The following is a 24,963-nucleotide window of genomic DNA, read 5'->3' as shown; positions in this document are numbered from 1 at the left end:
ACAGGGCAGGTGATCCGCGATTTCGAACAAGAAGTTAGCCCGGGCATGATGGTGCGGGCATACGTAAGTTTACGAAACCGCGACGGCGGCTCGGCCCTTGGTCGTTGCCGCAGATGACAATGATTCACGCATGACCATCCGTTCCCCCAACGCTTCCAACCGCCCCTCGCCGGAAATCTAAGGACTTTTGCGCATTGCCCGCAGACCTTCGATCTCCTTCTTATGCTCTTGGGCCGCCGCAAAGAACCGGCCGGCGATGTCCGCACATGAACCGACTCGAAACTGGGAGCAGCTGTGACGACAGAGACCGCGAAAGCCAACGACAGCCTCCCCAGTGAACCGCGGCACATCGACTTTCTCATCGTCGGCGGCGGCGTGGCGAGCGCGACCGCAGCCGAGACGCTGCGCGCCGAGGGTGCGAGCGGCTCTGTTCTCATATTATCGGCGGACGATTTACCGCCCTATCATCGCCCGCCTTTGTCCAAGCAGTTGCTGCCCGAACGTGAAGACGAGGAACGGATCTTCGTCCATCCGAAAGGTTTCTACGACGAGCGTGACATCGAACTGCGGCTCAACAGCCCGGTGGTCGGCGTGGACACCGTCAGACAGATCGTGCGGACCGCGGCAGGCGAAAGAATCGCCTATGGCAAGCTTCTGATCGCCACGGGAGCGACGCCGAAGTTGCTCGGGGTTCCGGGAGAGGCGCTCGCGGGCGTTCACACGCTACGGACCAAGGCCGACACGGACGCCATCCGCGAAGCCGCCGGGACGGCCAAGCACGCAGTCGTCATCGGCGCCAGCTTTCTCGGCATGGAAATCGCCATGTCGCTGGTGGCACGTGGGCTCGACGTCACCATCCTCGAGCGCGGAAGCGTGCTCCTTCCCCATCTCGAGGCGTCGGACCTTTCGGCCCATTTCGAACGCCGTGCGAAGAACCAGGGCGCTGCGGTGGTGCTGAATGACACCGCTGTGGCGTTTCACGGGAGCGAGACGGTCGAAGAAATCGAAACGAGCGCCGGCCGACGGATAACGTGCGATCTGGTCGTGGTCAGTATCGGCGTCGCGCCCACCAGCGGTTTTCTGGAAGGCAGCGGGATTGCGCTGGAAGACGGCTATATCGCCATCGACGCGCTGCTGCGAGCGAGCGTGCCCAATGTCTTCGCCGCAGGAGACGTCACGAGCTTCTACGATCCCGTCTTCGCGCGCCGGCGCCATATCGAGCATTGGGACAATGCCATAAAGCAGGCGCGCCTCGCAGCGCGAAACATGCTGGGCCGACGCCTGAGATATGACGAAGTCTCCTATTTCTTCTGCGAGGTCGGCGACATCGGCTTCAACGTGCTGGGCGCGACCGAGGAAGTCGACGAATGGATCACCCGGGGCTCGCTGGACGACGGCTCATTCGCGATGTTCTATCTCAAGGGCGACGTGCCGCGCGCGCTGTTCTCGACCGGACGACCCGCCGACGAGACACGTGTTGCCTAAGGGCTCATCCGTTATCGGGTCAACTTCGGCTCGGTGAAGGAGCGCCTGCCGGAGGCGGATTTTGCGCTCGATCAGATCCCGACGCAGACCGCGCTGATCCTGCAGGGCGGCGGCGCGCTGGGCGCGTTCGAATGCGGGGTCGTCAAGGCCCTGGAGGAAGAGCAGCTTTTCCCGGACATCGTCGCGGGTGTTTCGATCGGCGCGTTCAATGGCGCCGTCATTGCCAGCAATCCCCGGCAGGCGACGCAGGCCCTGGAAGCCTTCTGGAACGAACTGGCCGTGCTAACCCCGACGCTCTCGCCCGCAATTTTCCGGCAGACGGTGGCCGCGGCCCAGATCCTGACGTGCGGCGTGCCGAATTTCTTCAGGGCGAGGTGGCTGCCACCGTTCACCCCGCTGGAATGGCCCGTGGCCTGGACAAGCTATTATGACACGACGCCCATGCGCCAGCTGATTGCGAAACATGTCGACTTCGCCGCGCTCAAGACGAGCCCGGTGCGCCTGCTGATCAGCGCCGTCAACGTGGCGACCGCAGAACTCGAGGTCTTCGACAGCTATGTCGATGACCTCACGCCGGACCATATCGTGGCGAGCGGCAGCTTGCCGCCAGGCTTCCCGTGGACGGTGATCGACGGCAAGGCCTATTGGGATGGCGGCATTATCAGCAACTCGCCGCTCGATCTCGTCGTCGACCGCTGCGGCCCGGACGGCAAGCGGGTCTTCATCGTCGACCTTTATTCGGGACAGCGGGCGCTTCCCTCCAACATGATCGAGGTTCTGGCCCGGCGCGACGAGATCGTTTATTCCGAGCGGGTGCGGAGCGATCTGCACTACCGGGAGACGGTCGACAGCTATCGCAGGCTCATTGACCATGTTCTCAGCTATGTCGATCCCGCCAGCGCGGCCCGGGTCAAGCATCTGCCCGATTATATCCAGCTCATGGGGGACGGCGCGCCGACGAGGATCACCCGGTTCGTGCGGACCGGCCAATCGGACGAGCATTCCTCGGGCGACTATGATTTTTCGGATGTGGCGATCGAGGCCAGCCGGTCCGAAGGCTATGCGGTCGCAAAAGGAATACTCGGCCAGGCGCGCGCGCCTTCCGCGGATCCCGCACGGCCATGATGGCTACATGGACCCCACCGCGTTCTTGCCGATCCGCCAGCGCCACAGGAGGAGTGTGATCAGCGCGATCGCAGCGAAACAGGAGCCGGCGGCAAATGTTAGTTTCGGCCCGTATCCGTCCCAAAGGCCACCCGCGACGACGCTCGCGACCAGCATGGAGATCCCCTGAGCAAAGCTGAAGATGCCGAAGCCCGTCCCGCGCAACCGCGCAGGCGCCGTATCGGCCACGAGGCTGGCGAAGAGCCCCTGGGTCAGCCCCATGTGCAGGCCCCAGAATAGCACGCCCAGCATGACGCCGGCGACCGTCGTGCCGAAGGCGAGAATGAGATCGGCGCCAATCAGGCAGGCGATGCCTATAGCGAGAAGACCTGTCCGGCCGATGCGGTCGGACAGCACGCCCGCCGGATATGCCGAGCCGGCGTAGACGATGTTCATCACCACCATCACGCTCGGGACAAAGGCAAGCGGCAGGCCCGTATGCTGGGCGCGCAGGATGAGAAAGGCCTCGGAAAACCGTGCGAAGGTGAAGATGATCGCGATGCCCGTCGCCATCCAGAAGGCGACCGGCATGAGACCGGCATCCGACAGCCGGAGTCTCTCCTTCCCCTCGGCATGGTGTTGCGGCGGCTCGCGGACGCCGAAGATCATGATCCCGAGCGAGGCAAGAGCCGGGACTACGGCGATCCAGAATACCAGGCGAATATTGTCGGAGCTGAGCGCCATGAGCGCGATTGCGGCAAGCGGGCCGACGACGGCGCCCACCGTATCGAGCGATTGACGCAGGCCAAAGCTCGCGCCGCGCAGGTCAGGCGGCGCAATGTCGGCGATGAGGGCGTCGCGGGGCGCGTCGCGCACGCCCTTGCCGATCCGGTCGATAAAGCGCGCCGCGACCACCCAGCCGATCGTCGCGGCGAGCGGGAAAACGGGCTTGGTCAGGGCGGCGAGACCGTAACCCACCGTCGTCAGCAGCTTGCGCCGGCCGAGCCAGTCCGACAGCCCGCCTGAAAAAAGCTTGGTCACATTGGCGATGGCTTCCGCGATGCCCTCGATCACGCCGAGGGTCAGCGCGGACGCACCAAGCGTGGTCACAAGAAAGACCGGCAGCAACGCGTGGATCATCTCCGAAGAAATATCCATGAACATGCTGACGAAACCCAGCATCCAGACACCCGACGGCATCGCGCGTGACAGGGCGCGGGCGGGAGGCGATTCAGCCACGATGGGGAGGGACGCCGGCAAAACCGGTTGGGAATGATCGCGCCGCCTGGGCCACGAGGCGTCCCGCGCTCATTCCGGTGCGGGTTTCAACCATCGCGGCGGACCGGGTGACCATGAAGGATGTGGATATAGTTGGCGCGCTCGAACGCCGCTGGATCCTTGAGGTGCCGCTGGCTCATTCTGCCGCGCACATCGGCCAGCGAGGCGACACCTCGCGCGGCAAGCAGCGTGGTCAGTCCCTCGATCAATGTCTTCATGTGCGGGATGCCATGCCGCAGCAGCGCCGAGGTCGTCATCACGGTATCGGCGCCCGCCAGCAGATATTTCAGCACATCGCCCGGCGCCTCGACGCCGGTGCTTGCGCCAAGCGAGGCCCCTACCCGCCCGTGCAGCACCGCGATCCACAGCAGCGGCAACCGCATCTCCGCCGGCGTGCTGAGCTCGAGGTCCAGTTTCAGTTCAAGCGTAACAAGATCGATGTCGGGCTGGTAGAAGCGGTTGAACAGCACCAGAGCGTCCGCGCCCTCGCCGGCGAGGGCGTGCGCCATCGCCGCCATGCCGCTGAAATAGGGGCTGAGCTTGACCGCGACGGGAATGGCGACGACAGCCTTCACGGCTTTCAGGGTGTCGATATAGCGCTGCTCGACCGCGCGGCCGTCCGCTGTCGGGTCGGCCGCGATAAAGTAGATATTGAGTTCGATCGCATCGGCTCCGGCCTGTTCAAGATCGCGGGCGTATTCGGCCCAAACTTCGCCGGACACGCAGTTCAGGCTGGCGATCACCGGTATTGCGACGGCCTGCTTCGCGCGTCGGACGATATCGAGATAGCGCTCTGGTCCAAAGCCGTACCCGCCATAGAGCGGGAAATAGCTCTGGGCCTCGGCCGAACCGGTCGCTGCAAGTTGGCCCTGCCGCTCGAGCGCGTGGCGCTCGGCGTCGATCTCCTCCTCGAAGATCGAGGGAAGCACCACGGCACCCGCGCCATGGTCCTCCAGCGCCCGCAGCGTCTTGATTTCCCCGTTCTGCGGCGCTGCCGAGGCGATCAGCGGGTTGTTCAGGCGCAATCCCATATAGTGGGTGGTCAGGTCCATGCGCCGCTCCCGGTCAAAGGCGCGAGATGCGAGCCTGCCCGGCACGAACCGTTCCACGACCGGCCCCATGCTGCCACGCCAGAGCGATGTTGCCCCTTGGCGCGCGCGAGACGCGTGCGCGGGAACGAACGGTTGCAGGCGACGGGCCGCGTCATCCCGCCTCGCCCGAACGGTCACCCGCGGCTGGCGCGACAGCCGGTCGCCCGGCCTCGCGCGTGTTGGGATGGAAGGCATCGCCACCGCGGTTCGCGAGCGCCTCGTATTGGCGATATTTTTCGTCAGCGACCTGCTGTGCCTGGGCGAGCAGCGCCGCGGCTACGGCCGGATCGCTCTGGGCGAGCGCGCGATAGCGCAACTCGTTATAGGCATAGTCCTTGAACGCTATCGTCGGCCGCGGTGAATCGAGCAGGAACGGCCTTTCACCGATCGCGCGCATCGCCGGGTTGAAACGGAACAGCGGCCAGTATCCGCTGGCGGTCGCCAGATCCTGCTGCTTCATGCCATGGCGCAGGTCGAAGCCGTGCGCGATGCAATGGCTGTAGGCGATGATCAGCGACGGGCCCGGATAGGCCTCGGCTTCCCGCATCGCGAGCAATGTGTGCTGGGGGTTGGCCCCCATCGCGACCTGGGCGACATAGACGTCGCCATAGGCGATCGCCTGCAGCGCCAGATCCTTGCGCGCCGCGCGCTTGCCCGCCGACGCGAATTTGGCGACGGCGCCGAGCGGGGTTGCCTTGGAGGCCTGGCCGCCGGTGTTGGAGTAGACTTCGGTGTCGAGCACGAGGATGTTCACGTCCCGGCCGCTCGCCAGGACGTGGTCAAGGCCGCCATAGCCGATGTCGTAAGCCCAGCCGTCACCGCCGACTATCCAGATGCTGCGCCTAACGAGATGGTCGACGACCGAAAGAAGATCACGGGCCCGCTCGTCATCCAGCGCGGCGAGCTTTTGCTTCAGGGCATCGACACGGGCGCGCTGGGCGCGCAGGTCAGACTCGCGATCCTGTGGCGCGTCGAGGATTGCGCGAGTGACATCCCCGCCCAGCATCGTCGCCAGATCGCTTAACAGCGTCCGTGCCAGATCGAGATGCTTGTCCGCCGCAAGGCGAAAGCCCAATCCGAACTCGGCATTGTCCTCGAAGAGGGAGTTCGACCAGGCGGGGCCGCGGCCGGAGGCATCCTTCGTCCAGGGCGTGACGGGAAGATTGCCGCCGTAGATCGACGAGCAGCCGGTCGCGTTGGCGATCTGCAACCGATCGCCAAACAGCTGCGACAGGAGCTTGAGATAGGGCGTCTCGCCGCAGCCGGCGCAGGCGCCCGGGAATTCGAACAGCGGCTCGAGGAACTGCACGCCGCGCACATTGGCGAAATCGACGCGCGCGCGATCGTTGACCGGCAGCGTTTCGAAGAAGGCGATGCTGGCCTTCCCCGTCTCAAGGATCGGCGCCTTGTCCGCAAGGTTGATCGCCTTCCTGCCCGGTTCGCGCGAACTGTGCGCGGGACAGACCTCGACGCAAATGCCGCAACCGGTGCAGTCCTCCAGATAGACCTCCAGCGCGAAGCGAACCTCAGGGTTCCCGCGGGAGTTGACCGGCGCGTGCTTGAACCCTTCCGGCGCGCCGTCGCAGGCATCCTGCGTGAAATATTTCGAACGGATGACGCTATGCGGGCAAGCAAAACCACATTGGCCGCACTGGATGCAGACGTCCGGATCCCAGAGCGCGACGCTCTCCGAGATGTTCCGCTTCTCGTACGCCGCGGTTCCGGAAGGATAGGTTCCATCGACCGGCAGTTGGCTGACGCGGAGATCGTCGCCGCGACCACGCATCATGCTGGCAGTCACTTCCTGGACGAACGCCGGCGCGCGCGACGGCACCGTTGGCGGTCGTTCGAACAGGCTCGTCACGGTGGACGGCACCGCCACCTCGAACAGATTGGCCAGCGCATGGTCGACTGCCGCGAAATTCGCGCGCACCACGCCCGCGCCCTTGATCCCGTAGCTCGCCTCGATCGCGTGCTTGATCCGCCCGATCGCCTGGTCGCGCGGCAGCACGCCCGAAATGGCGAAGAAGCAGGTCTGCAGCACGGTGTTGATCCGCTCGCCCAGGCCCGCCTCGCGCGCGACCCTGGATGCGTCGATCACGAAGAAACGCAGCTTCTTTTCCACAATCTGGTGCTGGAGCGAACGTGGCAGATGATGCCAGGCGGCCTCCGACTCATGAGGCGTGTTGAGCAGGAATGTCCCGCCCTCGGCCGCAAGCCGCAGCACGTCGAGGCGGTCGAGAAGGCCATACTGGTGGCAGGCTATGAAGTTGGCCGATTCGATCAGATAGCTCGATCCGATGGGATGCTTTCCGAACCGCAGGTGCGAGATCGTCTGCGCGCCCGATTTGTGCGAGTCATAGACGAAATAGCCCTGAGCATAGCTGTTGGCATCCTCGGCGAGGATCTTGACGCTGTCCTTGTTGGCGCCGACCGTGCCGTCGGCGCCGAGCCCGAAGAACAGGGCCCGCACGACATCCTCGCGTTCGAGCGAGAAATCCGGATCGACGGGCAGACTGGTCTGCGAGACGTCATCCTCGATGCCAACGGTGAAACCGTGCTTCGGGCTGGAACTGCTCAACTCGTCGAACACGGCTTTCGCTTGCGCCGGATTGAAGTTCTTCGAACCCAGACCATAGCGTCCGCCGATCACCCGCGGCATGGCCGCGCGCGTACCGCTTGCCGCCGCCTGGGCCAGCGTCGCGACGACATCCTGGTAGAGCGGCTCGCCCGATGCGCCCGGTTCCTTGGTCTGCTCGATCACCGCGATCGCACGGCAGGTCTCGGGCAGGGCCTGCAGGAACTGCTCGGTCGCGAAGGGGCGGTAGAGCCGCACCTGCAACACGCCGACGGACTCGCCCTGCGCTCCGAGGAACGCCGCCGTCTCGCATGCGGTCGCCACGCCCGAACCCATCAGCACGATCACGCGCTCGGCGTCGCTCGGCCCGGTATATTCGAACAGATGGTAGGCCCGGCCGGTCAGCGCGGCGAAGCGGTCCATCGTCGCCTGCACGATCGCGGGCAGGCGGGCGTAATAGGGGTTCACCGTCTCGCGCGCCTGGAAGAAGGTATCCGGATTATGCGCCGTGCCGCGCACGTCGGGATGCTCGGGTGTCAGTGCCCGCGCCCGGTGCGCGCGAACGAGATCTTGGTCGATCATAGCCCGGATCTGAACATCGGAGAGCAGAGTGATCTTGTTGAGCTCGTGCGAGGTTCGAAAGCCGTCGAAGAAATGCAGGAACGGAATGCGGGCCTTGAGCGTCGCCGCCTGCGCGATCAGCGCTGCGTCATGGGCCTCCTGCACCGAGGCGGACGACAGCAGGGCAAAGCCGGTCGTCCGCACTGCCATGACATCAGAATGATCGCCGAAGATCGAAAGCGCCTGAGTCGCGATCGCCCGGGCGGCGACATGGAACACGGTCGAGGTCAGCTCGCCGGCGATCTTGAACATGTTGGGCAGCATCAGCAGCAACCCCTGCGATGCCGTGAAAGTCGTCGTGAGCGCACCGGACTGCAGCGCACCATGGACGGCACCGGCAGCGCCGCCTTCGCTCTGCATTTCCTGCACGACCGGCACATTGCCCCAGATGTTGGTCAGTCCCCGCGCCGACCATTCGTCGGCCAGTTCGGCCATCGTCGAGGATGGCGTGATCGGATAGATCGCGCACACCTCGTTGATCCGATAGGCGACATGGGCAACTGCGGTGTTGCCGTCCATGATCTCGGTGCGGGGCATATCGGGCTGCATCACGCCTTTCTTCAGCTCGCTGCCGGTTCGGGGATCATCTCGATCGCATGGCAGGGGCAGGCCTCGTAACAGACGCCGCATCCGGTGCAGCGATCGTAGAGAAACTGGTAGCGCAGCCCGGGGCCGAGTTTCTCGATCGCCTGCTCGGGGCAGGCCGCATAGCATTGGTCGCACTCGAAACAATTGCCGCAGGACAGGCAACGCTGCGCCTCGTAACGGGCGTCCGCTTCGCCCAGCCCGGCTACCACCTCCTCGAATCCGGCGGATCGCGTCGCGGCCGGCAGCGCGGCCTGCGTGCGCTGCTCGGCATCGCTGTAGATCGGCAGATGCAGCATCTCGAACCCAACAACGGGGCGCGGCTGTGCGGGCTGCACGTCCTCGCCGCGCAGCCAGCCGTCGATGGCGCGCGCCGCTTTCTTGCCGTGCCCGACGGCAGCTGTGACGGTGCGCTCGCTCGGCACCATATCGCCGCCCGCGAAAATGCCGGGATGGCCGGTCATCATGTTCGGGGCGACGACGACGGTGCCGTCCGCCGCGACCTCGATACCCGGGATCTTCGCGAGGAAACCGCTTTCGGCCTGCTGCCCCAGCGCCAGCACGAGCGTGTCCGCCGTCAGCGTTTCGATTTCGCCGGTACCGCGTGGCGTGCCGTCGGCCCCCAGCTCCATGACCTCGACCGTCAGGCTCGGGCCGGCGATGTCCCTGATGCTGGTCAGCCACCGGATCTTCACGCCCTCCTGCAGTGCCTCCTCGGCCTCGAAGGCGTGGGCCGCCATATGCGCCCGGTCGCGATGATAGATGATCAGCGCTTCGTCGGCGCCCAGGCGCCTGGCGGTACGGGCGGCATCCATCGCCGTGTTGCCGCCGCCATAGATGGCCACCCGCCGCCCCAGTTTTGGGTGCTCGCCGGCCCCGACCCCGCGGAGCAGGCTGACCGCGTCGAGGACATGCGCGGCGTCGCGCGCGGGAATGTCGACATGCCTGGAGGCATGCGCTCCAATCGCGACGAACGCGGCGTCGAAGCCGCCAGCATCCTTCTCCGCGAGCAGATCCTCGACCTTGTGATCGAGGACGATGCTGACGCCCATCGCCTCGATCCGCTGCACCTCGCGCATCAGCTCCTCGCGCGGTAGCCGGTAGGCCGGGATGCCGAAATACATCATCCCGCCCGGCAACGGGCCAGCATCCCGGATTTCCACCGTGTGACCCAGCCGCGCCAGATGATAGGCGGCGGAAAGACCGCTCGGTCCCGCCCCAACGATCAGCACGCGCTTGCCGGAGGGGGTTGCCTCGACAGGCAGACGCCAGCCTTCGCGGGCCGCCTCGTCGCCGAGGAAGCGCTCCACCGCGTGGATCGAGACAGCGCTGTCGATGTCCTTGCGATTACAGCTCGCTTCGCACGGGTGATAGCAGACCCGCCCGTGAATGGCCGGCAAGGGATTATCCTGCACCAGCGTCAGCCAGGCCTCACGGTAGCGACCCGCCCGGGCATGGGCGAGCCAGGCCTGGATGTCCTCGCCTGCCGGGCACGCATGATTGCAAGGCGGTAGAAGATCAAGATAGAGCGGATGGCGCGTGCGCACCGGTCCAGTGCCCGGCTGGGCAACCAGATCGATGAGGGGTGTGAAATCGCTCATCATCGCGGTCCTGCCGGGCATATCGGCCGAGCCATCGGCTTCGCGCGGTGGCCCCTTTGTCCGAGAAGACGCTCATTGGACGATGACACGATACCGGCCGCTGGACAGCTGGGCAGACACATGGTGCGCATCGCATCATGTGAGCGTGAATCTGCTGCCTGACGACCGGCGGGAGCCACGCCGTCAGGCGGCAGGCTGCGTGTTGGCCGACGCCGCGTTCCTGGCCGCGCCGGCGAGCAGCTTCGCGGGATTCCAGGCATCAGCCATGGAGCGCTGCCAGGCTTCCCACGCGCTGGCGAGCGTCCGGGTCGTTCGCTCCCGGCTCTTGTTCACGGAGGCAAGAACGCCTTCGCCGAGATTGCCCGGAGCGATCAGCGAAAAAGGCAAAAATCCGGCCTTGCCATTGGTCTCAGCCGGTTTGCCGACATGCGTGAACGCCTTCCCCGCAAGATCCATCCAATCTTCTCCGGCCTGGCGGGCTGTCTCGACCATGCTTGTCGCGAGGCGGACATTAGCCTCGGAAGTCGCGGTCAGTTGATCGAGGGGATAGGTCATCGAGTCTTCTCCTGCGGTGCGAATTCAAGGGGAAGCATGCGTTGTGGCGAAACGCAGAACCGACATGCATTGGGAATGCTACGTAGGCCGGTTTGGGAAGTTTGCCGACAGCGGCACGGGCTGCGGGACGCGCGGCGGTAACACTATCGGCTGCCTGCGTGAACGCCGAACGCGAGAGAGTGAATCTCCGCACAAAGCAACGCCCGTTGAGATTTTGCACCGATGTGGATGTGAAAGTACGCGGAAATGGAGTCCGAAATGCGAACTCTCGGCATATGTGAGCGCCCATTGGGTCGGGCCATGCTATGATCTGTCAGACGACTCGGACAGGTCCGGGCAGCGTTCCGAAGGAACAGCGGCCATGAAGGAATTTGTTACCCAGACCAATATCGAGCGGTTCGAGAATCTGCTCGCGAGCGAAACCGACGCCTGCAAGGCGACGACTCTTCGCGGACTGCTGGCAGTCGAAAAGGCGAAGGCTGTCGCGGCCCGGCGGAGCGAGCCGGGGGACATTCGAGTGATATCGGCGGTCCCCGTAATCTGAATCTAATGGAAAACTTCACCTCCCGCGAGGTGCGGCGTGTGGGTTGACAGGCGACGCGGTCGCTGATCCAGCAAGGCCCGGCGATGGTTGACGCATGTCCGCGAATGTCCTGCGCGAGCCTCCGGGCTATCGCGATCCTCCATCCAGCCGCGGCGCACGTCGGAGCCTCAACGCGGCCACGAGAATGGGATGGCCGTTTCACCCTCCCTGTCTCCACTCGCGCCGAAACGACGCTCGAAGATGATGCCGCGCCCGACACCATCAATCGCGACGACGGTGCTGCACCGCGTCCCGTAAACCGGATCGCGGATAAAAATCGGCGAAAGAGGTGGCTCCTGCACCACGTCAGATGGGCCGACCGGCCAATCGGACGGTTCCGTAAGGGTCTCTTCCGTTAGTCCGTCCAGAAGACTCTCGGGGTGCTGCGCGCCGGCGCCGATCCAGTCGCGAAGAACGGCCTTGAGGCGAACAGTCTTGGGCCAGGGCTCGTCCAGCCCGCCGTTGGACAGACCATAGACCTGCGGCGGCAGGATGTGCCGCGTGGGACCGGGCCTGTTGGACCAGAATTCGGCCTGGCCGGGCTGGACCACGATGAGGTTGAACGGATTGAAATCCACGAGGTCCGCGTCGGCTGGTTCGGCATATCGCCCCTCCCCCGCCAACAGATCCTTCAATAGAAGGCCGCGGGACGGTCGGCCTGGCTCCGACGGCCCGAAGCCTCGCAGGTTCGTGACCACGGCAAACCGTCCCTGCTCCGAGGCGCCGAGCCATGTGCCGCCCGATAGCAGATCCCTGCCCGCAAGCACATGATCGGGCTCGTCCCATCGTCGTAACGGTTCTGCAGGGCGCGCGTGAAACTCGTCACGGTTGCCGGCAACGACGAGGCGCCAATTCGGGTGCGCGCACCACGCCAATGCTAAGACGCACATATCCGCTCGCCGACGGCTGCCGGATCAATCGAAACGCTGTCCAACGAGATGGCGTTCCGTTTCCGACACGCAAGAGCGGGCGGTCTCGGGACTTTAAGTTGCCGCTCGCCGTTTCGGCCGACAACCTGATCAGGCCCGGCAACACCTATCATCATCTGTTTCCTCCCGTTTGTCGCCATAGCCGTTTCGCAGGGCTGTCACGCGTGTGCCGCCCACAATGCGCGCGCCGATGTGCGGCGAATAGATCTGCTCGCCGGGCAACGCGTCATTGCTTGCCCAAACGAAGCGTATCGTGCTCAGGGACCGTCAGAACGGCCGCTCAGCATCATCGCTGATAGCTTCAGCCGCCGCGAGTGTCTTCGCGCACGTGCAGCGGACGCCCACTAAGGAATCATTGTCGCGGCCGTCAGGCTGTCGTCAGTAAGCAGCCCTATCGATTGGGCAAAGGAGATGTCGATGCTCGTGGCAAACCCCGCTGGTGGCAATACATTCAAGGTCTGGGACGCGCCGCTCAGGCTGTTTCACTGGCTGCTCGTCGCTGCGATAACAGCGGCCTTCCTATCCTCGGAAGGTGACAGTCCGATCGCCGCCTGGCACATGGCGGCCGGCTGGGTCGCGGCCGTGCTCCTTGCGTTTCGCCTGATCTGGGGATTTGTCGGAGGCGAGCATGCGCGGTTCGTGAATTTCATCCGGCCTTCGGGTATCGTGGCGCATATCCGTGGCCTCGTGACCGGCCATCCGGAGCGCACGGTCGGGCATAATCCGCTTGGCGCGCTTGCTGTGCTTGCCCTGTTCGCGGCGGTCGGCGCAGTCCTGTGGACCGGCATCCAGGTCGATGCGGGCAAAGCGGACGAAGACATCCACGAAGCGCTCGCCTACGGCATGCTGGCGCTGGTCGGCATCCATGTCGCCGCCGTTCTCGTGATGTCGCTAGTCACTCGCGACAACCTCGCCAGAGCGATGGTCACGGGTCGCAAGCGCACCGCACTCTACCCGGGCGCGCGGGATGCGCGGGTTCCGGGTTTCATGGCGGTCGTGCTGGGCGGCGTGGTCGTCATCGCGGCGGTGTTCGGCATCACGCGGTTCGATCCCGCCGCCTTCAGCCCGCAGGCGCATGGCGAGGCGGGAGAAGGCCAGGGCGGCGAGTACACAGCCGCCGGGCGCGGCGAAAATCCTGACGGGGATTGAGCGTAGCTCCCGGCGCGGTTTGACCTGGGCTGCCGCAACCTCCATGTCGCTCGTGCCAATATACGCAAAGAACAGGGGCAGAAGCCCTGGAACGGGCTATATTGGAGAGGTCCATTTTTATGCGTGTCCTTGTAGTCGAAGACAATGACCGGCTGGCGAAGCTGGTCGCGGACGGACTCCAACGCCGGGGCTTTTCGTGCGACGTTGCCGGTTGCCTGGCGGGTGCGGACAGCGCGATGGACAGCGCGGTCTATGACGCCATCGTCCTCGACCTAGGCCTGCCTGACGGCGACGGGATCGACTGGCTGGCCGCGCGGCGGCGATACCGGCAGGTCCCGCCCGCGATCGTCCAGACCGCGCGCGGCGCGCTGGAGGACCGGGTAACGGGACTTGACGCCGGCGCCGACGATTATGTCGTCAAGCCCGTGGAGATCGACGAACTGGCCGCACGCCTTCGCGCATTGCTTCGCCGCCCCGGCCCGCGCACCCAGACCGTGCTGCAAGTCGGGCCGCTACTGTTCGACACCGCTGGGCGGACAGCGCGCCATGACGGCAGGGAGATTGACCTGTCCCGCCGCGAGGCCGACCTGCTGGAACTGCTGATGCGGCGCGCGGGCGCGGTCGTTCGCCGGGAAGCCATCGAAGACGCGCTCTACAATTTCAACGAGCCCGTCACGCCCAATGCGGTGGAAGCGGCGATATCGCGGCTGCGGCGCAAGCTCGAAGATGCCGGCGCGGGTGGAAACCTCCATACCATCCGGGGCGTGGGCTATATGTTGCGGGACAATGGTGCATGACCTATCGGCGGTCCGTTTCCCGACGGCTGGTGCGTGGCCTGGGCTTGGTCGGGCTGGTCGGCACGGTCCTGCTGCTTGCGGCCGTCGCCTTCTTCTATCGGCTGTCGTTCGCAGACCTTGCCGCAGGCGAAGCGACGTCCCGCGCACTCAACGAGATGCTGGATCATGTCGCCCTGCCGGTGGTTATCCTGATGGCGCCGGTCGCGTTCGTCGGTCTCCGGGTCATCAGACAGGCCTTCACCCCGCTGGAAGAGGCGGCGGCGGAGATCGAGGCGGCACGCGGGCATGAGCGCGGCTTCCGGATCGATACCTCGCGAATGCCCTCCGAGGCGTTGCCGTTCACCGATGCGGTCAACGATCTGCTCACCCGGCTCGACGATGCGGCAATGCGTCAGGAGGCCTTCGCCGCCGACGTCGCGCACGAACTGCGCACGCCGCTCGCCGTGCTGTCGCTTGAACTCGACCGGCTCGATCACGCCGAGGCAGGCCGTCTCAAGGGAGATGTCGCGGCCATGCGCCGGCTGATCGACCAACTCATGCTGCTCGCCCAGATCGACGCCGCCACGGCGGCCCAACTGGTGCCGGAAGCCGTTTCGCTGACGGATGTGGCGACCGACGTCGTCAGTTTCATGGCCCCGGGGATCATCGCGACGGGCAAGACCATCGCCCTCGAAACCCGAGAGCAATCGCCGATCGTCCGTGGACGGCGCGAGGCGATCGCGGCGGCCCTGCGCAATCTCATCGAGAATGCTGTGCGCGTGACGCCCGCCGGCGGGGCTGTCCATGTCAGCGTCGGTCCCGGAGCGGCGATCGGTGTTCGAGACGATGGGCCGGGCCTTTCGCCCGATCGCCTGCGCGATCTTGTGCGGCGCCACAGCCGCGCCGACCATGCGAGCAAGGACGGCGCGGGGCTGGGCCTCGCGATCGTCGACCGGATCATGGCGGCGCACGGCGGGATGCTCGCGACCGATTCGGACAGGCGCGAGTTGTCGCTCCGCTTTCCCGGCGCCTGACGTTCCGCTCCCGTCAGGGAGTCGTCAGCTTCGTCCGCTAGGCGAAAGCCATGTTGAACCGCAGCTTCATCCTTGCCGGCGTCGCCGTGATCGCGCTGACGCTTGCCGGCCTGTGGTGGTTGACCACCCGTGCCGGCACGGCGCCGCCCGCCGCTCAGTCCAGCCCCCCTGTGGACTCTGCGAGCGCGGCGCCGGGCCATCTACGCGTCGAGGCCAGGCAGGCGGCGCAACTCGGTATCCGCCTTGCACCCGCCGTTGCGGCGAGCGAAGCGCCGCTCGCGATCGTGCCCGCCCTGATCCAGCCGCCCGCCAATGCGCGCGTGGCTGTGGCCGCAACCTTTCCGGGCGTGGTGATGCGCACCCTGGTCGTCGAAGGCGACACGGTGCGGCGTGGACAGCCACTTGCGGTGATTTCGAGCCGCGAGGTGCTGATGATGGGCGCGGACCTGACGCGCGCGAACGTACGGCTGGGGGTCGCTCGATCGAATGCCGCTCGTCTCTCGCAACTCAGTCGTGAGGGCATCATTGCCGGCGCCCGTGCCGACGAGGCCAGTGCGATCGCCGTGGAAACGAGCGCCGATGTTTCGGAGAAGGCGCGTATCCTGCACATGGTCAACGGCCATGGTGCAAGCGGCAGCTACACGCTGACGGCACCGATCGCCGGCCGCATCACCACGGCCAGGATCCAGACCGGAAATTCGGTGGAGGGCACGAGCGCGCCTTATGTGATCGATGCAGCGAACCGCTACGAAGTGCTTGGCCAGCTGCCCGAGCGGCTGGTTGGGCTGGTCCGTCCGGGCATGTTGGTGCGGATCGATCCGAACATACAGGGCCGCGTCACGGCGGTGGGGTCGACCATCGATCCTGCAACACGCTCGGCCAGCGTGAAGGCCGAGATCGCCGCCGGTCCAGGCATCGTGGCGGGGCGGGCGACCAATCTGCTGATTTCCGGCCCGGCTCCCGCGGGCGCGGTCGGCGTGCCTGCTGCCGCCGTCGCAACGATGAACAGCCGGACTGTCGTCTTCGTCGCCACCAAGGGCGGCTTTGCGGTGCGCGACGTGAAGAGCGGCGGGGCGAATGGAAGCCAGGCCATCCTGCTGTCTGGCGTGAAGCCCGGCGAGCAGGTCGTCATCGCCGGCACGAGCGCGCTCAAAGCGCTCGCCTTGTCGCGGTAACCGGCCAATGCTGCGCTCACTGGTCGCCGCGGCTCTATCCTATCGCGTGCTCGTGCTGGCTCTCGCGCTGACGGTTGCGGGCCTCGGTGCATGGGCCTTCGTGAACCTGCCGGTCGATGCCTATCCCAATATCGCTCAGACGCAGGTCAAGATGATCCTGAAGGCGCCAGGGATGACGCCCGAGGAGGTGGAGAGCCGCGTCATCACGCCGATCGAGATGGAGATGCTGGGCATTCCCAACCAGGCGATCCTGCGCTCCACCGCCAAATATGCCATTGCCGACATCACCATCGACTTCACCGACGGCACCGACATCTATTGGGCCCGCCAGCAGGTTGCCGAGCGCCTGTCGGGCGTGATGGCCGATCTGCCCGCGTCGGTCAGCGGCGGCCTCGCCCCGATCTCGACGCCGCTGTCCGACGTTTACATGTTCACGATCGAAGGGCCGCTCTCGCTCCAGCAGAAGCGCGAACTGCTCGACTGGACGATCCGGCCCGCGCTCAGGACCGTGCCCGGCGTGGCTGACGTGAACGCCTTGGGCGGTTTCGTGCGGACGTTCGAGGTCAGGCCCGATCTGGTGGCGCTTGCCGGCACGGGACTGTCGACCGCAGACATCAGCGCTGCGATCGAAAGCGGCAACCGCAACGACGGTGCCGGCCGCCTGACAAGCGGAGAAGAATCGCTGATCGTCCGCGCGGTCGGCGCGATCCGCACGGTGGAGGATCTCCAGTCGCTGGTGATCGCCAGTCGCGATGGCCGCATCGTCCAGTTGGGCGATGTCGCGACGATCGGGATCGGCAGCCTCACCCGTTACGGCGCCGTCAGCAAGAACGGCAAGGCCGAGGCGGTCGAGGGGCTGGTGATCGCCTTGCGCGGCGCCGATGCGCGGCAAGTGGTCGATGGCGTGCGCGCCAGGCTCGTTGAGGTCGAAAAGACGCTGCCCGCCGACACGCATGTCAACGTCTTCTACGACCGTTCCGATCTGATCGAACGCGCCATCGGCACGGTCGAGGAAGCTCTGCTCGAAGCGACGATCCTCGTTGTCGTGCTGCTCATCCTGTTCCTGGGCGACTGGCGGGCGGCGGCGATCGTCGCCGCGACCCTGCCGATGGCGGCCCTCATCACCTTCCTGTTCATGCGCGGCATGGGGTTGTCGGCGAACCTGATGAGCCTGGGCGGCCTCGCCATCGCCATCGGCATGCTGGTCGACGGCGCGGTGGTGGTGGTCGAGAATATCGTCGAGCGGCTCGGGCGGGCTCATGATGACGACCATCCGCGCCTCAATCATGTCTTCCAGGCGACCAACGAGGTGGTCGTTCCTGTGTCGGCGGGCATCGTCATCATCGCGCTCGTCTTCCTGCCCTTGCTTGCGCTCCAGGGATTGGAGGGCAAGCTGTTCGCGCCCGTCGCGCTGACCATCGTCTTCGCGCTGGCTGGCTCGCTGTTGCTGGCTCTGACGCTGGTTCCGGTGCTGTCCTCCTTCGGCCTGAAGAGCGGCCACCACGGCGATCCCTGGATCATGCGCCGGATCTCGCCGCGCTACCGCGCGCTGCTGGACGCGGCATTCGCCCGCAAGCGACTGGTCTATGGTCTGGCGACGGCGGGGCTGGTGATCGCCGGTATCGCTTATGGTGCGGTCGGCAAGACCTTCATGCCGACCATGGACGAGGGCTCGGTGATCGTGCAGCTCACCAAGCTCCCGTCGATCAGCCTCGACCAATCGGTCAAGGGCGACATGGCGGCGCAGCGCGCGTTGCTGACGGTGCCCGAGGTCGGCGACGTGATCGCCCGCGTCGGCGCCGACGAGATCGGCCTCGATCCGATGGGGCCGAATGAGACCGACAGCTTCGTGCGCTTGAAACCGCAGTCGGAATGGCGCGGCGACAAGGACTTCGTCGTCGGCGAGATGCGCAAGGCTATGGAAGGCATGCCCGGCATCCAGCCCAGCTTCACCCAGCCGATCGAGATGCGAGTGTCCGAGATGCTGACCGGCGCGCGCGGCGATCTCGCGGTCAAGATTTTTGGGCCAGACCTCGCGACGCTCGCTGACCTCGCCGGTCAGGTCCAGCGCACCCTTTCCAGCATAAGCGGGGCGTCGGAAGTGCTGACCGTCGCCAACGACAGTGTCGATTATCTCCAGCTCGACATCGATCGCGCGGCGGCCGGGCGTTTCGGCATGCCGGTGGACCGGATGCAGGATGCACTGCGCGCCCAGGTCGAGGGCATTCACGCGGGCATTGTCGCGGAAGGTCAGAAGCGCGTTCCGATCATGATCCGCGGCGACGAAAGCCTGCGCTCGGACCCAACGCGCTTCGCCGACCTGCAACTGCGCACGCCCGGGGGCATTCTCGCTCGCGTCAGCGACATGGCGCGGGTCGAGCGGACCCAGGGGCCGGTGAAGCTCGACCATGAGAACGGCTCGCGCTTCGCGCTGGTGCAGGCGTTCGTCTCGGGCCGCGACCTGGTGGGTTATGTCGACGAAGCCAGGGCGGCGGTAGCGGCAAAAGTCAAGCTGCCGGCTGGATACCGCATCGTCTGGGGCGGCCAGTTCGAGAACCAGCAGCGCGCCTCGGCCCGGCTGATGCTCGTCATCCCGGTGGCGCTGCTGCTGATCTTCTTCGTGCTGCTAGCGACGCTCCGGTCGCTGCGTGCCGCGATCGTCATCCTGCTTAACATCCCGTTCGCGATGGTGGGCGGCATCGTCTCGCTTTGGGCGTCGGGGGAATATCTTTCGGTGCCGGCCTCGGTCGGGTTCATCGCGCTGCTGGGGATAGCGGTGCTGAACGGTCTCGTGCTGGTCGCCTATTTCCGGCAGCTTCGCACCGAAGGGCGCAGCATGACAGAATCCGTCCGTCTGGGCGCGGAGCGCAGGTTGCGCCCGGTGCTGATGACGGCGAGCATCACCGCCTTCGGCCTCGTCCCGCTGCTGTTCGCCAGCGGCCCAGGCTCGGAAATCCAGCGCCCGCTCGCCATCGTCGTCATCGGCGGGCTCATCACCTCGACGCTGCTGACGCTGGTCCTCCTGCCCATCCTGTTCGAGCGCTTTGGTGAAAGTGCCAGGGAAACCGAAAATGCCTGACCTGGTCCTGACCTTTCACTGCGCGACCCGCGATGTCGAAACCGTCGTGGCGGCGATCCGCGCGGCATCACAGGCGCCGATCCACATCCACGATATCGCGGTGCGCGGCCGGGATTTCAGCGACGCACGCACCGCCGAGCGCGTGACGGGCAATCTTGATCGAAGTGCGATCGAGCTGATCGTAGCGGACGATGCGATGACCGAACTGGTTCGGGCCGTGGCCGAATCCAGGCGCGACCTGCCGGTTCGCTGGCGCGCCGTTCCGGTCGTGGCGCGGGGCAGGCTCGCATGAGGCCGTTCATTCTCGTCCTCGCCATGCTCTCGCTGCTGGCGCCTGGCATGCTCCATGCCCAGCGCGCGGACCTCCCGCCGGTCGAGAAGGTCAACGAAGCGCTCGACAACCATCCGACCGTCATGGCCGCCGCCGCCAGGGTTGAAGTCGCCCGTGCGCGCGGGGACATGCTGTATAAGGGCACCCATGAAGCGGTTATCGCGGGCAGCTATATTCGCCGCAGCGTTGACCGCGAAGGCGGCTATGACGAGTTTGATGCAACCCTCTCCCGTCCCTTCCGTCTCCCCGGCAAGGCGGCGCTCGACCGCGAGTCAGGCGCGCTGGGCGTCAAGGTTGCGGAGAACCAGATGGAGGATGCGCGCCATCAGGCGGCGTTGGTCCTGACCGGGCTCTGGCATGACTGGCTGACCGCTGGCAGCCATTATCGCAACGACCTCGACACGGTGCGCTCGCTGGAAGCGGCCCTGACCGCCTTGCGTCGCCGCGTCCAGCTACGAGATGCCTCGGCGCTCGATCTCGACCAGGCTTCCGCCGCACTGGCGCAGGCGCAGGCCCAAGCCGCTGCATCTCTCTCCGCACGCGAGCAGGCGCGCGTGATCCTGGTCGCGACTTTTCCAGAGATACCGCTTCCTCCCGAGCCAGCCGAACTCGCCTTGCCCGAACTGCCGCCACAGAAACTCGAAACCATGCGGACGCTGGTGATCGCGCGCAGTCACGAGATCCGCGCCGCCGACCGCGAGGCGCAGCGGTTGGCCGTCGTTGCCCGACGGGTTCGAGCGGATCGGATCGCCGATCCCTCTTTCGGTGTCCGCCTGTTCAGTGAGCGTAGCGGCATGGAGCGGGGCGCGGGCGTGGTGGCGTCCATCCCGCTGGGAGGCGGCTACCGCCGGGCAGCCGCCTCCCAGGCATCGGCGGAGGCAAACGCCGCCCGTCTCGAACTCGCCAATATCCAGCGATCGGTCGCGGCTATCGCCGACGCCGACCTGTCGAATGCGCGCACCCGGCTGGAAGCGTGGCGAAGCGCGCAGGCATCGGCGCAGAGCGCTTCCGACGCCGCCGGGCGGACGGAGCGCGGCTATCAACTGGGCCAGATCGATCTGGTCGACCTGCTCTATGCCCGCCGCCAGGCGAACGACGCTCGCCAATCCGAGATCGATGCGCGATCGGAAGCCTCGCGGGCGCTGCTGAAATTGCAGATCGATTCCCATAGCATCTGGGTTCCCGATGGCGACCATGATTGAGAACGGCTTGTGCACGGGCGCGAAGCCAGGCCCTCTGGTTCAGCTTCTTGGCGGCACAAGAGATGAAATGTGCAGGGAAGCCGAGTCCGGACCTCACCGACGGCGGCGTACCGCGAACGCCTTGGTCGCTTGACTAAAGCTTGGCCGCGTAGATCATTCGGCCCGGGCCGAGCCGGCCGAGAATTTGGGCTATATCGGCCTGTGCAACAGCAAAGCACCCCTGGCTTCGCCCGAGCTTGCCGGTGGCACGAACTATATCATCCGATACGTAGGATGCCGCATGGATGACAATGGCGCGCGCCTCGGCGTTGCTGTTCTCAGGGTCAAGGCCGATCAGGCGCTGCGAGCGACCATGCTTGCCTGAATAGCCGTTGCCGACCAGATAAGCGCCCGCTGAAGACGCCGCCGAGCCCGGTGAATTCGAGAAGCGCTCGACCCAACCGCTATGATCCGGATCGGATCCGCGCCCGTGCGCGACCAGCAGACTTTGGCTTCGCCCGCTCATCACATCGACGAGGTGGAACCGGGGAATGCGCGACGCCTGGCTGAAATCCACGATACCGATCACGTCGCGATGCTTTATCGTCGCGCGGTGGCGGTCCAGCGCACTCAATGCGCGTTGAAGCAAGGCCGGGCGCGGAGGAACTGGTCCTGGCAGGGCGGCAAGCCCGTTCGTCTGTTGTAACATGCCCAAAGCAGCGGCACCGCCACCCAGAAGCAGATGGCGCCTGGAAATGAATGTCACGCTTGTCTTGAACCACTATCTGTTTGCTGATCAAGACCATGATAAGCATGATATGAGCCACTTCACAGATAAGTACTAAACCTTACGAGAATCGGGAAGATTGCCGGGCGGGCTGGTTCGAGACGATCGCCGAGACCGATGCGGACGCCGCCTGAGTACCGAGCGCATCATCATAAGACCGGGCAGAAGCGGCAGCCACAATGTCAGGATCCTCAGCAGCATGGTGGCGGCAAAGGCATTCTCGATCGGCACACCCAGGAGACCGAGCGTTGCGGTCGACGTTGCCTCGAAGCTGCCGAGACCCAGCGGGATCGGGCCCAGTGTCACGACGATCGAAGCCATGATCAGCGCAATGAGCGCAGTTCCGAAACCGGCGGGCCCTCCCAGTGCGTCAAGGCAGGCCCAGAGCGTCGCGGCGTCGGCAAGGAAGACCAATGCATTGAAGCCTGTGACTCGAACCAAAAGCGGGCGATCGCCGATCAGATGGGCTGGGGCCTGACCGACGATCCCGAGCAGGTTACGGACCACGCCCACCCGTTCGAGCCGGGGCGACAAGGGTTGGCTGCCGCGATGTCTGAGCCAGAGCGCGAGCGACGGAATGGCGAGCGCCACCAGCAGAAACGTGGTGACCACACCGGCCATCAGCGGCGTCGCCTTGTCATGGAGCCATAGCAGGACCAGCATGGAGACCGCGAAGAAAGCGAAGGCGGCATAATAGCCGATCATCGAGACGAGCAGCGCCGCCACCGCCGTCCCGCGCGGCACGCGCAACCGCACGAGTTGGTCGACGAGAAGAACATTGCCCCCCATTCCCGCGCTTGGCACCGCCTGGTCCGCGAATAATTTGGTGAGCGCGATGCGCATCAACGAGGAAAGCGGGCGTGATGTGCCGGCGCTGCGCAGCACCGCCGCCCAGCCCGCCGCCACGCTGGCATAGGTCGAAAGCTGGAACAGGACGGCAAGAGCCAACCAGAAGAGATTGGCGCGAGCGACCAGACGGCCGAAGTTCTCTATCTCGCCGAAATGCAGCACCGCCCCGACCAGCGCCGCCACAAGGATGATGCCGAGAAACCAGGACCGCCATGCGCCCGACGGCTTTGTTGCGGTCGCCTCGTCAGCTTTCGAGGACATAGCTGCCCGGCGCGTTCCCGAGCGCCCCGGCGTTCACGCCGGAACCGCCGAGCGGCGGCGGTACGCTTGGAGGGCTTGAATGCAGATCGAGCCAGACGGCCCATGCCGGCCACCACGAACCTGCGTCTGACGATGTCCGGGCCAGCCAGGTTTCAGGTTCGACGCAGTCCGCGTCTGCCGGTCGTGCGAGCAACCGATAGAATCGATCCGGATGGCCTGGCTCGGATACAATTCCGTCGTCATGGCCGCCGGTGGTGAGCAGGAATGTCACCTCCGTGCCCATCAGCCGATGGATCTTGTAGACCGATCGCCAGGGCGCGACATAGTCGCTTTCGGCGCCGACCGCGAAAACCGGCACATGAATATTTTCGAGGGCGATCGGTCGACCGTCGACCTGGTACCGTCCCTCGGCCAAATCGTTACCAAGAGCCAGGGAGCGAAGATACTGGCTATGCGCTGCAAAAGGCAGGCGGGTGGCGTCGCTGTGCCAAGCTTGCAGGTCGCTCATGGGGCCGCGTGCGCCCATGAGATAGTCGCGGACAAAATATGGCCAGACAAGATCGTTCGAGCGCAGCGCCTGGAAAGCGCCGCTCATCTGCGCGCTGTCGAGATAACCCCGTGCGCGCGCCATCGTCTCGAGAAAATCCAGCTGCGCCGCATCGATAAACAGGCCGACCTCGCCCGGTTCGCTGAAATCGGTTTGCGCCGCGAACAGCGTCATCGACGCAAGACGATCATCGCCATCGCGCGCCATTGCCGCCGCCGCGATCGCGAGCAAGGTTCCCCCGAGACAGTAACCCGTAGCGTGAACTCTGTTCCCGCCGGTGATCGCGGTGATCGCGTCAAGCGGCGCCATGATACCCAGCCGACGATAATCCTCCAGGTCGAGCGCGCGACCGCCTTCGCCGACATTGCGCCACGAAATCATGAACACCGTATGCCCCTGCCCCACGAGCCAGCGCACCAGCGAATTCTCGGGCGACAGGTCGAGAACATAATATTTGAGGATCCACGCCGGAACGATCAGCAACGGTTCCGGACGGACGGCCTGCGTCGTCGGCACATATTGGATGAGCTCGATCAGATCGTTTCGATAAACCACCTTGCCCAGCGTGATCGCCACGTCGGCGCCAGGACGATAGAATTCGGCGCCGGCCGGCCGCTCCCCCGCAAGCGAGCGGAGCCAGTCCTGGATCAGAGTTGCCGCACCATCGATCAGGCATTCGCCCCCGGTCTCGATAATGCGGTGCTGGAGAACCGGATTGGTGGCGACAAAGTTCGAGGGCGCCAGCATGTCGAGCATCCGGTGGATCGAAAAGCGCATGATTGCCCGATGCTGCGCTGTAACCCCAAGAATATCGCACGCCGCCTCATCCCACCACCTCTCGCTGTGCAAAAAGGACTGACGTATCAGATCGAAAGGCCATGCCTCCCAGGAAGGATCGTCGAAGCGGTGATCCCGCGTTGGAGGGCCGGCTTGGGGCTTGGGTGCGCCTGCGGACGCAGCAGTCCGCCACTCACCACCGGCGAGCGACATAAATTCGCGGACGGTCTCGGCAACAATATGCATTTGGCTGCCTGGAAATAAGGCGAGATGCGTCGCCCAGTCTGCGAAGGCCTCACCGAGCGACGACGGCGCCAGCCCGCCTGTAAGGGTTGCAACGGCCGCTCTCGTGGGGCGAAGGAACAGTTCGGCCCATCCGTCATATGGACCACCAGCACATTTTGTTGCCGTTCCGTCGGGCGTCGATAGCGAAACCACTGCCTGCTCCTCGTTGCCTGTCACTTGGCTCATAGGGACTTCGGCAGCGCCACGAATTAGGTAAGCCTACGGACCCGGGCCGCCCGTCAGCTTACGTAGCTTTGCGGATTGGTCGCAGCGACGTGCCGACACAGGGTAGAAGTGTAGCTTTTACCCAAGGCGAGGACCG

General features: G+C 65.3%; 19 protein-coding genes. 10 read left to right on the top strand and 9 right to left on the bottom strand.

Annotated features, from left to right (window positions below; translation table 11 throughout):
- The first annotated feature begins 294 nt into the window (after nt 1-294).
- Entirely contained in the window at nt 295-1,485 is a 1,191-nt protein-coding gene (locus K7W03_RS03820) for an NAD(P)/FAD-dependent oxidoreductase (RefSeq protein WP_222885618.1), read from the top strand.
- A 33-nt stretch (nt 1,486-1,518) separates the two neighbouring features.
- Nucleotides 1,519-2,610: a patatin-like phospholipase family protein gene (locus K7W03_RS03815; protein ID WP_222885617.1), complete on the top strand. Its 1,092-nt coding sequence runs from the start codon at nt 1,519-1,521 to the stop codon at nt 2,608-2,610.
- A gap of 3 nt (nt 2,611-2,613) precedes the next feature.
- On the opposite strand, the gene K7W03_RS03810 is transcribed toward K7W03_RS03815, so the two are convergent.
- The 5 genes from K7W03_RS03810 to K7W03_RS03790 form a co-directional block, all read right to left on the bottom strand.
- Nucleotides 2,614-3,828, bottom strand: coding sequence for an MFS transporter (locus K7W03_RS03810; protein ID WP_222885616.1), 1,215 nt, complete (start codon nt 3,826-3,828; stop codon nt 2,614-2,616).
- Between the two features lie 86 nt (nt 3,829-3,914).
- Entirely contained in the window at nt 3,915-4,988 is a 1,074-nt protein-coding gene (locus tag K7W03_RS03805; RefSeq protein ID WP_222885615.1) for a dihydroorotate dehydrogenase-like protein, read from the bottom strand.
- 82 nt (nt 4,989-5,070) lie between these two features.
- Nucleotides 5,071-8,706 (bottom strand): pyruvate:ferredoxin (flavodoxin) oxidoreductase, encoded by a 3,636-nt coding sequence (gene nifJ / locus K7W03_RS03800; protein WP_226869671.1) that lies wholly within the window; start codon nt 8,704-8,706, stop codon nt 5,071-5,073.
- Nucleotides 8,707-8,717: 11 nt separating this feature from the next.
- Nucleotides 8,718-10,346: an NAD(P)-binding protein gene (locus tag K7W03_RS03795; RefSeq protein ID WP_222885614.1), complete on the bottom strand. Its 1,629-nt coding sequence runs from the start codon at nt 10,344-10,346 to the stop codon at nt 8,718-8,720.
- A 180-nt stretch (nt 10,347-10,526) separates the two neighbouring features.
- Nucleotides 10,527-10,898 (bottom strand): hypothetical protein, encoded by a 372-nt coding sequence (locus K7W03_RS03790; RefSeq protein ID WP_169572545.1) that lies wholly within the window; start codon nt 10,896-10,898, stop codon nt 10,527-10,529.
- Between the two features lie 361 nt (nt 10,899-11,259).
- Between K7W03_RS03790 and K7W03_RS03785 the strand changes: the two genes are divergently transcribed.
- Nucleotides 11,260-11,442 (top strand): hypothetical protein, encoded by a 183-nt coding sequence (locus K7W03_RS03785; RefSeq protein ID WP_043151069.1) that lies wholly within the window; start codon nt 11,260-11,262, stop codon nt 11,440-11,442.
- Between the two features lie 167 nt (nt 11,443-11,609).
- Here K7W03_RS03785 and K7W03_RS03780 read toward each other — a convergent pair whose 3' ends face one another.
- Entirely contained in the window at nt 11,610-12,371 is a 762-nt protein-coding gene (locus K7W03_RS03780) for an NRDE family protein (protein ID WP_222885613.1), read from the bottom strand.
- 456 nt (nt 12,372-12,827) lie between these two features.
- Here K7W03_RS03780 and K7W03_RS03775 point away from each other — a divergent pair, with 456 nt between their 5' ends.
- The 7 genes from K7W03_RS03775 (at nt 12,828) to K7W03_RS03745 (ending at nt 21,156) form a co-directional block, all read left to right on the top strand.
- Nucleotides 12,828-13,559: a cytochrome b/b6 domain-containing protein gene (locus K7W03_RS03775; protein WP_169572541.1), complete on the top strand. Its 732-nt coding sequence runs from the start codon at nt 12,828-12,830 to the stop codon at nt 13,557-13,559.
- A gap of 119 nt (nt 13,560-13,678) precedes the next feature.
- Entirely contained in the window at nt 13,679-14,356 is a 678-nt protein-coding gene (locus tag K7W03_RS03770) for a response regulator transcription factor (protein ID WP_169572539.1), read from the top strand.
- Nucleotides 14,353-15,369 (top strand): sensor histidine kinase, encoded by a 1,017-nt coding sequence (locus K7W03_RS03765; RefSeq protein ID WP_222885612.1) that lies wholly within the window; start codon nt 14,353-14,355, stop codon nt 15,367-15,369. Before K7W03_RS03770 ends, K7W03_RS03765 begins: the two co-directional genes overlap by 4 nt.
- A 50-nt stretch (nt 15,370-15,419) precedes the next feature.
- Nucleotides 15,420-16,544 carry an efflux RND transporter periplasmic adaptor subunit gene (locus tag K7W03_RS03760; protein ID WP_222885611.1) on the top strand — a complete coding sequence of 375 codons (1,125 nt, stop codon included), beginning with the start codon at nt 15,420-15,422 and terminating at the stop codon, nt 16,542-16,544.
- 7 nt (nt 16,545-16,551) lie between these two features.
- On the top strand, nt 16,552-19,623 hold the full coding sequence (locus tag K7W03_RS03755; protein WP_222885610.1) for an efflux RND transporter permease subunit: 3,072 nt from the start codon (nt 16,552-16,554) through the stop codon (nt 19,621-19,623).
- Entirely contained in the window at nt 19,616-19,915 is a 300-nt protein-coding gene (locus K7W03_RS03750; protein WP_222885609.1) for a DUF3240 family protein, read from the top strand. Before K7W03_RS03755 ends, K7W03_RS03750 begins: the two co-directional genes overlap by 8 nt.
- Nucleotides 19,912-21,156: a TolC family protein gene (locus K7W03_RS03745; protein ID WP_222885608.1), complete on the top strand. Its 1,245-nt coding sequence runs from the start codon at nt 19,912-19,914 to the stop codon at nt 21,154-21,156. The genes K7W03_RS03750 and K7W03_RS03745 overlap by 4 nt, the downstream gene beginning before the upstream one ends.
- A gap of 133 nt (nt 21,157-21,289) precedes the next feature.
- On the opposite strand, the gene K7W03_RS03740 is transcribed toward K7W03_RS03745, so the two are convergent.
- The 3 genes from K7W03_RS03740 to K7W03_RS03730 all read right to left on the bottom strand — a co-directional run bounded on the left by K7W03_RS03740 (nt 21,290) and on the right by K7W03_RS03730 (nt 24,827).
- Entirely contained in the window at nt 21,290-21,901 is a 612-nt protein-coding gene (locus tag K7W03_RS03740; protein WP_043151079.1) for a murein L,D-transpeptidase catalytic domain family protein, read from the bottom strand.
- Between the two features lie 75 nt (nt 21,902-21,976).
- A complete protein-coding gene (locus K7W03_RS03735) occupies nt 21,977-23,032 on the bottom strand; it encodes a lysylphosphatidylglycerol synthase transmembrane domain-containing protein (RefSeq protein ID WP_222885607.1) in 1,056 nt (351 codons plus the stop codon).
- Nucleotides 23,016-24,827: a PHA/PHB synthase family protein gene (locus K7W03_RS03730; RefSeq protein WP_222885606.1), complete on the bottom strand. Its 1,812-nt coding sequence runs from the start codon at nt 24,825-24,827 to the stop codon at nt 23,016-23,018. Before K7W03_RS03730 ends, K7W03_RS03735 begins: the two co-directional genes overlap by 17 nt.
- Between the last annotated feature and the right edge of the window lie 136 nt (nt 24,828-24,963).

The organism is Sphingobium sp. PNB (genome assembly GCF_019873065.1).
GTDB lineage: Bacteria > Pseudomonadota > Alphaproteobacteria > Sphingomonadales > Sphingomonadaceae > Sphingobium > Sphingobium fuliginis.
This window is presented reverse-complemented; position numbering and strand designations above follow the sequence as displayed.